Annotated in this window: 13 protein-coding genes; all 13 read left to right on the top strand. The window is 32.6% G+C overall.

Features of this window, described 5'->3' with window-relative positions; genetic code table 11:
- Positions 1–283: 283 nt before the first annotated feature.
- The 13 genes from Q1A60_RS05880 to Q1A60_RS05940 all read left to right on the top strand — a co-directional run bounded on the left by Q1A60_RS05880 (position 284) and on the right by Q1A60_RS05940 (position 15,178).
- Complete coding sequence (locus tag Q1A60_RS05880) at positions 284–616, top strand: hypothetical protein (protein WP_299765168.1); 333 nt, start codon at positions 284–286, stop codon at positions 614–616.
- A 160-nt stretch (positions 617–776) separates the two neighbouring features.
- A complete protein-coding gene (locus Q1A60_RS05885; RefSeq protein WP_299765166.1) occupies positions 777–1,943 on the top strand; it encodes an ABC-three component system protein in 1,167 nt (388 codons plus the stop codon).
- On the top strand, positions 1,916–2,422 hold the full coding sequence (locus Q1A60_RS05890; protein WP_299765164.1) for a three component ABC system middle component: 507 nt from the start codon (positions 1,916–1,918) through the stop codon (positions 2,420–2,422). The genes Q1A60_RS05885 and Q1A60_RS05890 overlap by 28 nt, the downstream gene beginning before the upstream one ends.
- A gap of 1 nt (position 2,423) precedes the next feature.
- Positions 2,424–4,415 (top strand): DUF3732 domain-containing protein, encoded by a 1,992-nt coding sequence (locus Q1A60_RS05895; RefSeq protein WP_299765162.1) that lies wholly within the window; start codon positions 2,424–2,426, stop codon positions 4,413–4,415.
- Between the two features lie 354 nt (positions 4,416–4,769).
- Entirely contained in the window at positions 4,770–5,213 is a 444-nt protein-coding gene (locus Q1A60_RS05900; RefSeq protein WP_299765160.1) for a hypothetical protein, read from the top strand.
- Between the two features lie 10 nt (positions 5,214–5,223).
- Positions 5,224–5,652 (top strand): hypothetical protein, encoded by a 429-nt coding sequence (locus Q1A60_RS05905; protein WP_299765157.1) that lies wholly within the window; start codon positions 5,224–5,226, stop codon positions 5,650–5,652.
- Between the two features lie 8 nt (positions 5,653–5,660).
- Positions 5,661–7,985, top strand: a complete 2,325-nt coding sequence (locus Q1A60_RS05910) for a TolC family protein (protein WP_299765155.1) — start codon at positions 5,661–5,663, stop codon at positions 7,983–7,985.
- Positions 7,986–8,014: 29 nt separating this feature from the next.
- Positions 8,015–9,085 carry an efflux RND transporter periplasmic adaptor subunit gene (locus Q1A60_RS05915; RefSeq protein ID WP_299765153.1) on the top strand — a complete coding sequence of 357 codons (1,071 nt, stop codon included), beginning with the start codon at positions 8,015–8,017 and terminating at the stop codon, positions 9,083–9,085.
- A 19-nt stretch (positions 9,086–9,104) separates the two neighbouring features.
- Complete coding sequence (locus Q1A60_RS05920; RefSeq protein WP_299765151.1) at positions 9,105–12,218, top strand: efflux RND transporter permease subunit; 3,114 nt, start codon at positions 9,105–9,107, stop codon at positions 12,216–12,218.
- A 2-nt stretch (positions 12,219–12,220) separates the two neighbouring features.
- Complete coding sequence (locus tag Q1A60_RS05925) at positions 12,221–12,883, top strand: potassium channel family protein (protein ID WP_299765149.1); 663 nt, start codon at positions 12,221–12,223, stop codon at positions 12,881–12,883.
- Between the two features lie 41 nt (positions 12,884–12,924).
- On the top strand, positions 12,925–13,341 hold the full coding sequence (locus Q1A60_RS05930; RefSeq protein WP_299765147.1) for a TerB family tellurite resistance protein: 417 nt from the start codon (positions 12,925–12,927) through the stop codon (positions 13,339–13,341).
- A 34-nt stretch (positions 13,342–13,375) separates the two neighbouring features.
- Positions 13,376–14,500, top strand: coding sequence for an acyloxyacyl hydrolase (locus Q1A60_RS05935; RefSeq protein WP_299765145.1), 1,125 nt, complete (start codon positions 13,376–13,378; stop codon positions 14,498–14,500).
- Between the two features lie 18 nt (positions 14,501–14,518).
- Positions 14,519–15,178 carry a hypothetical protein gene (locus tag Q1A60_RS05940; protein WP_299765142.1) on the top strand — a complete coding sequence of 220 codons (660 nt, stop codon included), beginning with the start codon at positions 14,519–14,521 and terminating at the stop codon, positions 15,176–15,178.
- Position 15,179 lies beyond the last annotated feature (1 nt).

The following is a 15,179-nucleotide window of genomic DNA, read 5'->3' on the forward strand; positions in this document are numbered from 1 at the left end:
AACGCATTCATTTGAAGTAGGAGTTGTGCAACAACTCTGTCTTCTTGTTCAGGGTCAATCAAGACAACAGCATTCTTTTCAATGGTTTTAAGCATAGAGTTTCCTTTTATCAATTTAAGATAGGGGAAGGGATATAAATGAGTGTATTTGTATCACTACGCACAAGGCAAAAAAACATTGAATATTCACGTGTTTTTTGTGTGCATAGTTAAGCAAGCTTTGTGCGTGTTTGATTAGTCAGGCGGTTTGTAAAAGAACCTCATTCAACCATAAGGAGAAAATAATGAATGCTGATAAATCAAACTTTAAAAAATGTACGCGTGATGATTTCTTGAAAATTGTCGTTCGTCCAATGATTGCTAGAAGGAAGGAGCTAAGATTAACCCAAGATGATGTCAATTATAAATTAGGAGTTGCTGATCGCTTGGTCAGTAAATGGGAGTGTGGTTTACGTACACCAAGCTCATTTAACCTTCATTGTTGGGCGGAAGTTTTAAAAGGGTCTATCATTTTTAAAACAGATCCTGACCCAATCACGCTAAACTCGATTGTTAAAAATAAAAATGCAAATGATAATTTTAAAAGGAATAAGGCTAGTAATGATAACATATACTAGTTGATTATATAATTTAAAAATTAATGTTTTTACAATAACCCATATAATTTTGATTTTATGGGTTATTGTTTTTGTAAAAAAATAATAATTATGAGAGTTATGACTTTTCAACATTAAACAATTCATTTGCTTATATTTACAATAACGGAATTAAAATTTAATGATAAGAGAGAATCATGATGCTCCTGGTCAGATGCAGGGATATATTTACCAACTTGAAAGAGCGTTACTACAATTAAGTCAAACCAATTATGGGGGAATGGTAGGTGTAGAAACTGGAGACGATGTTGTTGTTAAATTTTCTGATCAATCAAATTCTAAACATATTTATGAGCAGGATAAGCATTCAATATCAAATAAATTACCTTTTTCTGACTTAAGTAAAGATTTATGGAATACTTTATTAATTTGGATTTCAGCAATTAAAAAGAATAAAATTTCCGTAGATAATTCATCTTTCTTAATGGTAACTAATAAAAAACTTCCATTATCTAGGTTTGTCTGGAAGATAAATAGAGCTTTAACTCTTGAATCATCATTGGAATGTGTGGGTCAATTGAGAGTAATTGGAGCAAAACATAATGGTAAATTACTGCCTACAATAGAAAAAGTATTAGGATATAGTGATGAAGAACTAGCTATGCTTATATTAAAAATTCATGTTCTGGATGGTAAAACTAATCACAATAGAAACGAATATAAAAAGCAAATTAAAAATAATTTAGGACTTGATGATAATCTCCCTTTTAATGAAATTTATAATGATTTGCTTGGATGGGTACTAGACTCTGTAATAGATCTTTGGGATAAAAATAAAGGTGCATGGCTGAAGGTCAGTAAATTACATGAAAGAAAAAATAGTCTAATAGCTAGGTATCATTCTAAACCATTTATAGAACGTGCAGTTAAAAATATTCCTATAAATGAAAATCAAAGATTAGCAGAAAAAAATAAAAATTTTGTTAGGCAATTACAAATAATAAAATGTACTGAAGAAAATATTTTAGATGCTATCGATGATTACTTAAGGGCTTCTATAGAAAGAACTCGTTATGCAGAAGAAGCTCGTGTGTCTTCTCAAGATTTTGATGAATTTGAATATAATCTAATAGAAAGATGGAAAAATATTTTTGGTAGCGAAGTTGATGAATCTAAAAAGATTATATCAGGAAAAAAGATATACTTTAAAACTACTAATCATAAGGAGAAATTAATGGGTGTAGAAACAGATCAGTACTACACAACAAGAGGAACATACCAAAGATTGTCAAATAAATTACTGCTAGGGTGGCATCCAGAATGGAAAGAGTTAATAGAAGAAAAATAGAACTTAGTGAATATGATATAGTTCAAAATTATATTATTGGATCACATATACTTAGAGAGTTTGTGAAATTTTATCAACGGTATTCACAAGAAAACATTGGTCCTGAATTAATTCTTACGATGCCTATATTACCATTGGTATTGAATAAGTCTTCATCATTTGAAATAAGTAAAAGGCATTATATAGAAGGAGGTTTAATGAAAACCATTTATGATGATAAAACTCTGTATGTAGGATTGCAAAATCGGATGGAAAAAATGTATGATCTATCTTTAAAATCTTTGTCTATGTGTTTTTCTTCAGGACTTTTGAATTATGATAAAAATACATCAAGATTAACTATTATAGATGAAGCTAATCCTAATTTACAATATGCTGAAAACTACAAACAAATTCTTCGCGCTTCAAGAAGACTAGGGGCTTGGTTTGCAAAACTATCTATTGAAGAATTAACTACTATTTTTAAAATTAAGTTTTGATATGAATTTTAATATTAGCAAAATAATACTATGGTCTAAAGACGTAAGCTTTAAGCCTAGAGAAATTGATTTTAAATTAGGTAAAATTAATGTTATCACTGGTGATAGTGAAAGAGGTAAGTCAGCTTTAATAGCTATCGTTGATTATGTTTTGTGTAGTAGTAAATGTCAGATTCCTGTTGGTATAAGAGATTATGTGGAATGGTTTGGAGTTCTTTTTAAGCTAGATGATAGTGAAATATTACTAGCTAGAAAAGAACCAGGTGTATTTCTAACTAATGGTGATATGTTTAGTCGTGAGAGAAAAAAAATAAATACAATACCTACAATAATAGAAAAAACGACAACTGTTGAATCTGTTAAAATTAGATTAAATGAAATAGCTGGCTTATCTGATTTAGAAATTTTAGATGAAGAAGGAAATCAATTTGGTTTTGGTTCTAAGCCTAGTTTTAGAGACATGGTTTCATTTTTATTTCAACCACAATATATAATAGCAAACCAAAGAACTTTATTTTATAAAACTGACTCCTATGAGCATAGAGAGAAAATACGTAATATATTTCCTTATGTCTTAGGAGCTATTGACAATGAAACTTTGCGAAATCAGCAAAAATTGAAGGAATTAAGAAAAGAGTTAAAAAGTTTAGAGAAAGATTTTAATAACATACAAAAAGGAATAGAAAAGTGGCTAGGTGAGATACGTGGTATATATATGCAAGCAAAAGAGTATGGTTTATTAACAAAAAGACCATATCCTAGCGATAAATGGAAACCTATAGATTTTATTAGAATATTAAAACAAATACCTAAAGCTATTGATAAAGTAGGCGTTCCATTAATTGCAGTTGGTAGTACAGATAAAATTACTGATAGAATATCAGTTTTGAAACAAAAAGAAATTTCCTTTGCAAAGGAAATAGAGAAACTAAGATCAAAACAATCTTTAATTAAGGGCATTTCAAAAACTAATAATGAGTACACAAATTCAATTTTGATTCAAAATGAAAGATTAAAAAGTGTAGGTTGGTTTAAAAAAAGAATAAAACAAGAAACAGATTGTCCTTTATGTGGTACTAAGCATAAAAATGCAAATGAATATATAGACTTAATATTAAATGCTAGTAAAACAATAGAAACAAAAGCAGCACAAGCTAACGATACTAGAATAATTTTTGATAATGAAATATTCAAAATTAATAGTGATCTAAAAACAACAGAAAAGACTTTAAATGAAATTAGACAAGAACTAAATAGATTACTCAAACAGGATAGTAAATACAAAAACAGTAGACAAACAATAAATAATATATATCGATTTGTTGGAGAATTAGAAGCTAAAATCTCTGCGTACGATGTTATAAGTGTAGATGGAGAATTAATTAAGTTAATAAATAAATTGTCTAATGAAATAAAAGTATTAGAAGATAAAGTTGATAATAGTTTAATTAAACAAAAGGAGAAAAATGCTTTAAATAGAATTCGATCCTCTATTAGTTATTATTCAGATATTTTTAAAGCAGAAAGATATAATGACCCTGTGGGATTGAATATAATGGATTTAACTTTAGACTTTGGTAGTGATACAGGGCGAGTAGATAAACTTTGGGAAATAGGTAGCGGATCTAATTATATGGCTTATCACATATCTACTATGTTAGCTCTTCATGAATTATTCTTGAGACATGATAATCATCCAGTCCCTAATTTCATTTTTTTTGATCAGCCTAGTCAAGCTTATTTTCCTGAAATGAAAATAAAATCTGAAGATCAAATTTCTGATGCTAAGCAAGAAGATATTTTAAGAGTAAAGAGAATCTTTCAAGTATTATCTAATTGCTTAACAGAAAGAACAGATGGAAAATTACAAATTATAGTTTTAGAACATGCAGGACCTAGTATATGGGATGAATTTTCAGAAGTACATAAAGTTGCTCGTTGGAGAGATGATGAAGAAGAAAAAGCATTGATACCTGAAGAATGGATGAATTAATGGTAGTAACTTATCAACAATTCTAAAAGCTGGAAATGATCTAATTTGTTTTAGATATGTTTTAGGAAAATAAAAAAGCAGCTACAAAATATATGTAACTGCTTGATTTTTAAGTAGCGAGAACGAGAATTGAACTCGTGACCTCCGGGTTATGAATTATAAATAATTTACACTTAGGAATAAGTGTCTTATATCCAGCATTTTATTATTCCTGTATTAATGCATATTATAATTCAATATATGAAACTGAAGTATAGCTTTCTGAATATCGATTAACATACTTTTAAGATTCTATAATTTTGTTTTCTATAACGGAAACAAAATAGTACTTTTACTACTCATTATTTTATTTGTGTGAATAAGCAGGGGATTATAGATGTGTTTGAACGCACTTACAAAAATGACGGTTTTCCTCCTTTAGCAGGGAAAGTTGTCGGATTTTTTTATGTAACAGATACGAAGTATATAGGTTTTCAAGACATTGTGAAAGGTGTAGGAGCTAGTAAAGGAGCTGTTAGTAAAGTACTTAAAATCTTAATAGGACTCTATAGAATTAATAGTATAGACCATCCAAATGATAATCGTAAAAGACTGTATTATTTAGATACAGAAAATCTAATAAAGTTCTTAGAGATTGTCATTAATAATTATAGAGAACAAAGTGATCTTTTACATGCCGTATTAAAAATACGAACTGAAGAAAATCAAGAAATGAATGATTTTATAGAAAGATCTATTGCCTTTAATGATGAAATGCTCAACTTTTTAGATGAAAAATCAAAAAAATATTTTACTTAAAACTATACAAATGAATGTACCTAAACTTTTAATGATCTTATCTCTAATTATTTTTGGATCTGTCAATGCTCAAAATACAAGTAAACTCACAAAAAAACAACAAGAGCGTGCAAAAGTGGCTCAAGATATTTTTTCTCATGAAGAGCAAGATCGTATGTTTTTCTTTTATGAAAAACAAATGGATGAGATGGGACTAAAAGATACTGCCCGTGATGAGTATTATAATATGCTTTATTATCACCTTTATAAAATGAAACGTTTGGATGATAAAGATTCAGAACTTACGGAACAAGCAATGAAAGCACAATTTGAAAGACAATTAGCTTTATTGAATGCAGATGCTAGTGAAATGCTCGCTAATGATCAATATGAAATTCATCTTAAAACATGGCAGCAACTTACAGGAACTATCTACGCAAAAAGAGGCTGGAATAAATAAAAATCTTTATGAAGTTTACACCGTTTTTTTTAATACTTTTTATATCTGCTACCATTTTTGGTCAGTCTAGAGAAGTGACTATAGGTATTCTGGCAGATAAAATAGTTCCGGAGCATCTTCCTTTATTGGAACAATTAAAATCAGAAATACGAGCTGTTGCTGGACAGAATGTTCAAATTAGTTTTAAAGATGTAGAAGAAAATGGTTTTGCTTTCGCGAAAGCGGCCTCAACATACAACGCATTAGTAACCGATGATACTGATATTATTCTCGCTTTTGGAGCCATTAATGCAGTGATGTTATCACAAAGGAGTAGTTATCCAAAACCTACGATTGTTTTTGGAGATATTAATAAAGATTTAGTTCCGCTGGCTTTAGAACGAACGACTTCTCAAATTAATAATATTAGTTATGTCATTACGTCAAAGTCATATATAGATGATTTAAAAGCTTTTCAGGAATTATACGATTTTAAAAATATAGGAATTCTGGTTGATCAACATCAAATAGATGTTTTAAAGGTACAAGAAGTATTTACTACCTATTTTCAAGATAAAGAGGCTAGCTATACGCTTATTCCCATTTCTAGTACTGTAAATCTTAATGGTATCGATGCTGTGTATTTAGCTGATGGAGGGTATCTAAACGGAACGAATAGAAAAGAATTAATCACTTCGATTAATCAAGCAGGATTACCTTCTTTTAGTAGTCATAGTTATACGGATATTGAAAATGGAATATTAGCGACACAAGCTACTAATTCAGGAATTGATCAGTTTTTTAGAAGAATGGCACTGAATATCGAAGATATTCTAAATGGTACAAACCCTTCAGAGCTTCCTCAACTATTGACATTGGCTAACGAAATGACGATTAACTATGATACCGCAAAAGAGATACAATTCCCATTGCGTTATAGTTTCTTGGCAACTACTAATTTTATAGGAGGAGGCGTTGTGAGTACTACAGAAGGTGCGTATTCCCTTAAGGATATCATGACACAAACGATCACAGAAAACTTAGGATTACGGTCTAGTAAGAAAGCCATTGATTTAGCACAACAAGATGTTAAAACGGCTAAAAGTAACTTTTTGCCTAATGTATCGGCAAATGCTACAGGATTATATGTAGATCCAAAAGTAGCTGAAATTTCTGGAGGAGCACAACCAGAAATCTCTACATCGACTTCCGTTGGTGTAGATCAATTGATCTATTCAGAATCTGCAGCAGCTGGGATTGATATCCAAAAAAATCTTCAAAAAGCAGAACAGGAAAATTATAATGCAGCAGAGTTAGATGCCTTGTTAAATGCTGCTGTAGCTTATTTTAATGCGCTCATTTTAAAAACAAATACAGGTATTCAGAATGAAAATTTAAAGCTCACAAAACTAAATTTAAAAATTGCAGAGCAAAATTACGAAGCAGGAGAAACTGGAAAGTCCGATGTACTTCGTTTGAGAAGTCAATTAGCACAAAATACTCAAGCTCTAATAGAAGCTGGAAATTCCTTGCAACAAGGATTTAATATGATCAATCAGTTGCTTAATGATAAAATCTCAAATGAAATAGATATCCAAAATGCAGCCATAGAGGAGGGGCTCTTTGAAGATTATAAATATGATGATCTAAGAGATATTCTTGATAATCCTAAATTGCGTCCAGCATTTATTGATTTTCTTGTAGAAGAGGCAAAGAAGAATGCACCAGAGCTTAAAAGTATTGGATACAATGCGAATGTATTAGATCGTAACTATGACTTAAATGATTGGGGGCGATATATTCCTACAGTTGCTTTAAGTGGACAATACAGTTTAGCACTATCACAATCTGGAGCGGGATCTACCATACCAGCAGGTGTTCCTACAGCACCAGACGGTACTTATAATGTAGGTCTTAACTTGTCATTACCTATTTTTCAGCAAAACCAACGTAACATTAATAGGCAAACCATACAGATTCAACAGGAACAATTACAACTTCAAAAAGAGAATGTTGATTTAAACATAGAACAATCTGTGAATGATATTGTCTTAGACATGATTTCTCAAATTGCTAATATTGAAATTTCCCAAGTTTCGGAAGAGAATGCAAAGGAGAGTCTTGAACTTACTCAAAATGAATATGCAGAAGGCGCTGTTCCTATTATCCAGCTTATTGACGCTCAGAACAATTACTTGCAAGCGCAACTTTCTAGAGCAACTGCTAATTATAACTACTTACTTATATCAATGCAATTAGAACGTGCCATTGGATATTTTTTTTTAATGAATACAGAAGCCTCTAATCAAGATTTTATTCAAAGAGCACAACAATATATTTTAAACAGAAACTAATTTTTACGATGAGATATTTAAAATCACTTATGATACTTAGTTCAGTTCTTTTCTTACTAACTGCATGTAAAGAAAAAGAAGCTGAAAAAGTAGAAGTATTACGCCCAGTAAAATTTGAAGTTGTTGGTACATCAAATGCTCAAAATATAAGAACTTATAGTGGTAATGCAAAAGCAATGGATGCAATCGCATTAAGTTTTCGAAGTAGCGGTATCATTAAAGAAGTAAATCATTGGAAAGGTGAAGCAGTCAAAAAAGGAGCTGTTATTGCACGACTAGATAATATAGAAGCTAATTTGGCATATGAACAATCTGTTTCAGCACTTAATTCTGCACGTTCTGGAATGACTACTGCCAAATCAAGTTTAGATCGTATCAAATCATTATACGAGAAAGGAAGTAAGTCATTAAGTGAATATGAAAGCGCTAAAAACTCATACCAATCTGCACTAGATCAATTTGAGTCAGCAAAACGTAACAAGAGTATTCAAGCGACACAATTAAGTTATGGTGTGATTAAAGCACCAAAGGATGGAGTGATTGCTTGGACAGATGGAGCGGTTAATGAACAAGTATCTGCTGGACACACCTTTGCTGAATTAAATGCTGGTGAAGGCCTAAAAGTAGAAGTGGGTTTGCCAGAAACGATGGTAAACAAAGTAAAAGTCGATATGCCTACATCCTTACAATTTACAGCAATAGAAGGGACAACGTTTGAAGGAAGAGTTTTTGAAGTATCGCCAAGTATTGATGCAAATTCTTCCACCTACATCACAGCTATAGAAATAATAAATCCTGTACCAGAGATTAAACCTGGAATGGCAACAAATGTAACTTTTGATTTTAGAGTAGAAGAAACAGATCAAGGAAAAAGCATTATTGTTCCCGTAAAAGCAGTAGGAGAAGATACTAATGGGAATTTTGTTTTTGTTATAGAATCAGAAGATGGCAAAGTAGGTACTGTAAAAAAACAAGCAATTACTATAGGCGAATTAAAGGCAGGAGGATTTGAAGTCTTAAGCGGACTCAAAGAAGGACAACGTTATGCTACGGCAGGATTACAATCATTATTAGACAATCAAAAAGTAAGTCTTCAATAATTAAATACGATAATGCTTTATGAATTTAGCTCAATTTTCTAATGACAGAAATCGTGTAGTACTTAGTATTCTAGGTGTTGTTCTTTTGATGGGAATGGTTATGTATAGTGGTTTGTCTCGCGATAGTATGCCTCCCTATACGATTCGAGTTGCTTCTATTGTAAGTTCTTTTCCTGGCGCAAGTCCAGAACGTGTAGAAGAACTCGTAACAGATAAAATCGAAAAGGTTGTACAAGAACTTCCAGAACTTAAATTAGTAAAAAGCACCTCTCGTACAGGGCTTTCTGTAGTACAAGCAGAATTGCGTATGGAAACGGCTCCAGAAGATTTACAAGCAGTTTGGGATCGGTTACGTCGCAAATTATCATCTATTCAAGGGTTGCCAGCAAATGTGCAACCACAATTAAAAGATGACGGACTTGGAGAAGTATTTGGAATTGCTGTAGGACTTGTAAGTGAAGGCTTTTCATATGCCGAAATGAAAGAACATGCCGATGATTTACGTAATGACCTGATCAAACTTCCAGATGCTGCTAAAGTAGAATTGAATGGAGAGCAAAGCGAGATTGTATATATAGACTTTGATAATACACGCCTTAAAAATTATGGACTCACGGCAAATAGTTTAAAACAAATTATTGGAAATACGAATATCCTGAGTTCAGGAGGGGAAATTTCTGTGGAAGATGCGCGTATTATATTAGAACCAACAGGTAACTTTAATAGTCTTGAAGATATTGAAAACACATTGATCCCAGTAGGAGAAGGAGGACAGGTATTACAACTTAAGGATATTACAGATGTGCGTCGTGGGTATCAAGATCCTCCGAGTCAAATTGTACGCATAGATGGGAAAGATGCCATCTCGTTACATATTTCTCTTAAAGAAGGCGCAAATGTGATTAATCTAGGACAAGATGTAGATAAAGTACTTGAGATTTACCAAAATAAATTACCTATCGGTTTGGAAGTGTATCGAGTTTCATCTCTAGATACCTATATCGATGTGAAGATATCAGACTTTGTCTCTAATCTAGTTCAAGCCATTATTATAGTATTAGTAGTGATGCTTATTTTCCTTGGTTTCCGAACAGGAATGGTCATTGCAAGTTTAATTCCTATAGTAACGATCACAACTTTAATGATTATGGGACTCATAGGAATGGGACTCAATCAGATCACGCTTGCAGCACTTATTATGGCACTTGGAATGATGGTAGATAATGGCATTGTAGTCGCCGAATCTATTATGGTGAAAATGGAAGAAGGAATGACGGTACGTAAAGCAGCCATCGATTCAGCTTCAGAACTTACCGTACCTCTTTTAATATCTACATTAACAACCTCTGCTGCGTTTTTAGCATTCTTTATGGCAGAATCTGTCATGGGGGATATCATGGGGCCATTATTTGTAGTGATCACCATAGCGCTCGTTTCTTCTTGGGTAATTTCTCTGAGTGTAATTACGCTATTTTGTGTGTACTTCTTAAAAGTCAAAAAGAAAGAAAAAGATCAAAAACCAGGCGTTCTGGACCGTATCATTAATGCGATGAAGTCTAAGTATAAGGATTTAATGCTGTTTGCGCTTTCGCGAAAGCGTACCGTACTTTTTACCATTGTGGGCTTATTTTTCTTATCTCTGTATGGGTTTACCAAACTCTCTTTTCTGTTCTTTCCAGATAGTGACAGAAACTTAATTACAATAGACGTTAACTTAGCGGAAGGTACCAATTTAGCAACCACGGAAGCCACCATTATTGATATTGAAAATTATATCGTTAAAGAACTTGCCGTAAATGAAACCCGAACGGATGGCGTGCTTAATTGGTCTGCTTTTATAGGCGAAGGACCTTCTTCCTATGACTTAGGATATAGTGCAGATGAAGCTAATTCAAACTATGGACATATTTTAGTAAATACATCAGACCAATTACTTAATGGTGAAATTATAGAAAAACTGGACGCCTTTGCTTTTTCTACGTTTCCAGATGCAGATATTAAAGTAAGTAAACTAGGAGGCGCTGGTGGTGGTGCGCCTATAGAAATTAAAGTATCTGGAGATGATCCTGATAAGCTTGCTGAAATTTCATCAGAAATTAAAGCCAAGCTATTTGCAATGGATGGTACTAAAAACATCAAAGATGATTGGGGGCCTAAAGGGAAAAAATTCCTCATTGAAATAGATCAAAATAGAGCACAAAGTGCTGGGGTTACCAATCAAGATGTCGCAGTGTCTTTACAAACAGTGCTAGACGGCTTTAGAGCTGGAGAATATCGAGAAGGTGACAAAAATATTCCTATCGTCATGAAAGGAGGAAATAGTAATGCGTTAACGCTCTCCTCATTAGAAAGTTTAAATATTTATGCGCAAGGTTCAGGTAAAAGTGTTCCTTTTTTACAAGTCGCAAAAGTAGTTCCTCAATGGCAATACTCTAAAATTAAACGTCTCAATCTAGATAGAACCATTGTAGTTTCTAGCCAACTAACGGCTGATGGCAATGCCTCTGAAATTATGGCAATTGTAAACCCGTGGCTTGCTGAAAATTCTCAAAATTGGGGTGATGGCTATGCTTATAATGTAGGTGGTGAAGCAGAACAAACAGCAGAAAATATGGGAGCTGTTGGAAAATATTTACCATTATCTGCTTTTATTATTGTGATGCTTTTAATCATCCAGTTCAATTCCTTTAGAAAAATGGTTATGATTGTATGTACGATTCCTCTGGGGATTATTGGAATGGTACTAGGATTACTTGTTTTTAATGTGCCTTTTGGATTTATGGCATTTCTAGGAGTTATTTCGCTGGCAGGGATTGTAATTAATAATGCTATTGTATTAGTAGATCGTATCGAAATAGAACAAAGCGAAATGAAACGTAAAGATCAAGATGCTGTAATCGCTGCTTGTTTACAGCGTTTTAGGCCTATTATTTTAGCCACATTTACAACTGTTCTCGGATTAATACCGCTGTATCTTGGAGGAGGAGAGATGTGGGAACCCATGGCAGTAACGATCATGATAGGATTGTTGTTTGGAACAGTGATCACCTTACTTTTCATCCCAGCATTTTATGCAGTGATGTATAAAGTAAATTACGATGCGTATGAATTTGATGAGACGTTATTAGAATAAGAATGTTATCAAAACTATATCCATATCGTTTTGAGTTATTCTTCTTTAGTCAGATAGTGATACTCTTTGGTTCTTTATTAGTGCCTGCATCACTTTTTGAAGTTGTTTTAGCACCTATTTTATTTCAGGTAAATGTGATCTCAGGAATACTATTAGTATCAAAAAAGAAAAAACTAATGTGGTTTCTTATTGTACTTTTAATCATTGTTGGTGTTCTTTATGGAATTAATCAAGCAAATGAGAATGGTCTCGCTATCATTGATTTTATTCAAATGGGAGGATATTTCTTATTTTATTTGATCATAACATGCGAACTTATTTTTCAAGTTTGGAAAACAAAAAAAGTAAATATAAAAGTCATCTTCGGATTGATAAGTGGTTACATTTCATTGGGACTCATTGGGTTCTTTATTTGTATGAGTATAGAGTTATCACATGCAAATTCATTTACAAATTTGGTTGTTGAAAATGGGATGAGCTTAACAGAGCGATTGATGTATTTTAGTTATGTAACACTATCTACATTAGGGTATGGAGATATTGTTCCTAAAACCATATTAGCACAAAAAGCAGCGATCTTAATTAGTCTTTTAGGGCAATTTTATCTAGTCATTCTTACAGCAGTAATTGTAGGAAAATATATTAATCAAAAAAATGAAAACTAATACATACGCTTTCGCGAAAGCGTATATAAACATATCTAATTATGAGTACTAATTCAAACAGTCAGTATTATACGGCATATGCAGCCATCGTAAAAATTACATTGAGAGATGGTATGGTTTCTGAAGAAGAAAATGAATTTTTAAAGCACCTTTCAGCTAAACTACATATTCGTTTAGATGAGTATCAAGATATCATGGAAAATTATACGTATCAGGAAATTGTAGCCCCATATACCTATAATGAACGATTAAAAAGTTTGTATGAATTAACTAAAATTATTCATGAAGATACTACGATTATTGGCGAAAAACAAGCTAAATGGTTACAGCGTATAGGTACGGCAATAGGTTTTAATCCAAGTAATGTAAAATATATAACAGCAAAGGGATTAGATCTTATAAAAGAAGAAGCAGATGTTGAAGCTTTTTCTAATGGAATTAGAGGTATTAATAAATAACTGATCTTTTATTAAAATGAGAAACACTATTTGTATGCTTATAGTGCTTATGAGTTTTATAAGCGCCTATGCTCAAGAAACAAAAGAGCAAGAAGGTCGGTATCGTTTTGTAGAAATTAAATCTCATTTTGGCGCTTTTTTAAAATCTGATAACCCATTAGGGAATAGTGGTATTTTAGATAATGGATATGGGGGTATTACCGTAAAATATGGATGGCAACCCATAGATCCTGATAGCTGGGCAGCACGTTATGGATATCCTTCGTATGGGATAGGCGTGTATACTGGATTTTTAAGTGATGCTCAAGTTTTTGGGAATCCTAATGCACTATTCGCATTTATGAATTTTCCTATTTCAAATTCAGATAAACGAAATGTATTTAGTATTGAACCGTCCGTAGGTATCACCTATAACCTGAATCCTTTTGATAGTGATGAGAACCCATTAAATGAGGCAATTGGTGCTCGTGCCGCCGTCTATTTTAATATAGATCTTGGATTTACTTATAAGTGGACGCGTGAAGTAGATCTATTATATGGATTTGATTTTAGTCATTTTAGTAATGGTTCTACATTCAAACCTAATAACGGTCTTAATCTATATGGAATCAATCTAGGCCTGCGTTATAACTATAATGCAGATCAATTTGAACTAGATGATGATCCTTATACAAATACCACCGTGCCAGCTCGATTTAAAAGACCCCGTAGAGCTCCTAGAGATATTACTTCTGGTAAATCTATAAGTGTTTACATTGCAGGAGGTGTATCTCAAAGTGATGCGCTTATAGGAACAAGTACGGTTTTAGGAGTAGGCTCTATTGTTGTAGATTATGAACATAGTTTTAATGAAATGCACTCTGTGACAGGGGGAGTAGATGTGTTTTATGATAATAGATTACAAGATTTAGAAGCTTCAGATCGCTTGCATTATGGAATACATGCTGGCTATGATTTTAGCTTTTATAAATTTGACGTAAAATTTCAATTAGGAACCTATATAGGAGACGATAAAGATAAAGGAGCTTTCTTTATGCGACCTGCATTACGTTATAATTTTACAGATCGATTTTTTGCTCAGATAGGCCTTAAAACACTTGCAGGGGGTAGTGCAGATTTTATTGAATACGGCATAGGTTTTAGACCTTTTAATTTTTAATTACCTAAAATAAACATCATGAAACATCTCACTATTTTGTATGTAGCATTCATGGGTCTTTGTGTATTTGCAGTATCCTGTTCTCCAAAACTAGGGACTAGCTGGAAAGAACCTAATTACCAAGGTAAAAGTTATGAAAAAGTAGTCGTTGTAGGTATAGGTGGAGACCTTACTGGGCAAAGACTTTTTGAAAATAATGCTGTTCAATTACTTAGAAATAATGGAGTATATGCTGTTTCAGGAACTACTATTTTTCCTCCTAATTTATCACCTAAAAAAGATGATGATAGTGAAATTATTGAAATTCTAAAGGAAAATAAGATTGATGCAGTGATTACTATGAGCTTGATTAATGAGAATCAATCACAGCGTTATGTGCAAGGGCAAACTCGCGCAATACCTACTGGATATGTGCGCTTTGGTAAATATTATTATAGGACATACACTCATGTAAGAGAACCAGGATATTACGTAGATCAAAACTCGTATCTCATAGAAGCTGTACTGTATGACGTTTCAGGTGAACTTAAAGAAGGTGATAATACAATGGTTTGGACAGGACAATCCTCTTTGATAAATCCGTCTTCAGTACAGGGTGCAGCGGTTACTTTTACAGAAAGAATGGTGGGTACTCTTATGAATGATCAAATTATAGTGACTAACATAACTAAAGATTGAA

The sequence above is a fragment of the uncultured Dokdonia sp. genome (assembly GCF_947492535.1).
In the GTDB taxonomy this organism is placed as follows: domain Bacteria; phylum Bacteroidota; class Bacteroidia; order Flavobacteriales; family Flavobacteriaceae; genus Dokdonia.

What these genes read in the sequence shown, in the direction of transcription:
- Q1A60_RS05940 (WP_299765142.1), top strand. Translation starts at nt 14,519, where the DNA reads ATGAAACATCTCACTATTTTGTATGTAGCATTCATGGGTCTTTGTGTA.
- Q1A60_RS05935 (WP_299765145.1), top strand. Translation starts at nt 13,376, where the DNA reads ATGCTTATAGTGCTTATGAGTTTTATAAGCGCCTATGCTCAAGAAACA.
- Q1A60_RS05920 (WP_299765151.1), top strand. Translation starts at nt 9,105, where the DNA reads ATGAATTTAGCTCAATTTTCTAATGACAGAAATCGTGTAGTACTTAGT.
- Q1A60_RS05880 (WP_299765168.1), top strand. Translation starts at nt 284, where the DNA reads ATGAATGCTGATAAATCAAACTTTAAAAAATGTACGCGTGATGATTTC.
- Q1A60_RS05905 (WP_299765157.1), top strand. Translation starts at nt 5,224, where the DNA reads ATGAATGTACCTAAACTTTTAATGATCTTATCTCTAATTATTTTTGGA.
- Q1A60_RS05925 (WP_299765149.1), top strand. Translation starts at nt 12,221, where the DNA reads ATGTTATCAAAACTATATCCATATCGTTTTGAGTTATTCTTCTTTAGT.
- Q1A60_RS05895 (WP_299765162.1), top strand. Translation starts at nt 2,424, where the DNA reads ATGAATTTTAATATTAGCAAAATAATACTATGGTCTAAAGACGTAAGC.
- Q1A60_RS05910 (WP_299765155.1), top strand. Translation starts at nt 5,661, where the DNA reads ATGAAGTTTACACCGTTTTTTTTAATACTTTTTATATCTGCTACCATT.
- Q1A60_RS05915 (WP_299765153.1), top strand. Translation starts at nt 8,015, where the DNA reads ATGATACTTAGTTCAGTTCTTTTCTTACTAACTGCATGTAAAGAAAAA.
- Q1A60_RS05890 (WP_299765164.1), top strand. Translation starts at nt 1,916, where the DNA reads ATGGAAAGAGTTAATAGAAGAAAAATAGAACTTAGTGAATATGATATA.
- Q1A60_RS05885 (WP_299765166.1), top strand. Translation starts at nt 777, where the DNA reads ATGATAAGAGAGAATCATGATGCTCCTGGTCAGATGCAGGGATATATT.
- Q1A60_RS05930 (WP_299765147.1), top strand. Translation starts at nt 12,925, where the DNA reads ATGAGTACTAATTCAAACAGTCAGTATTATACGGCATATGCAGCCATC.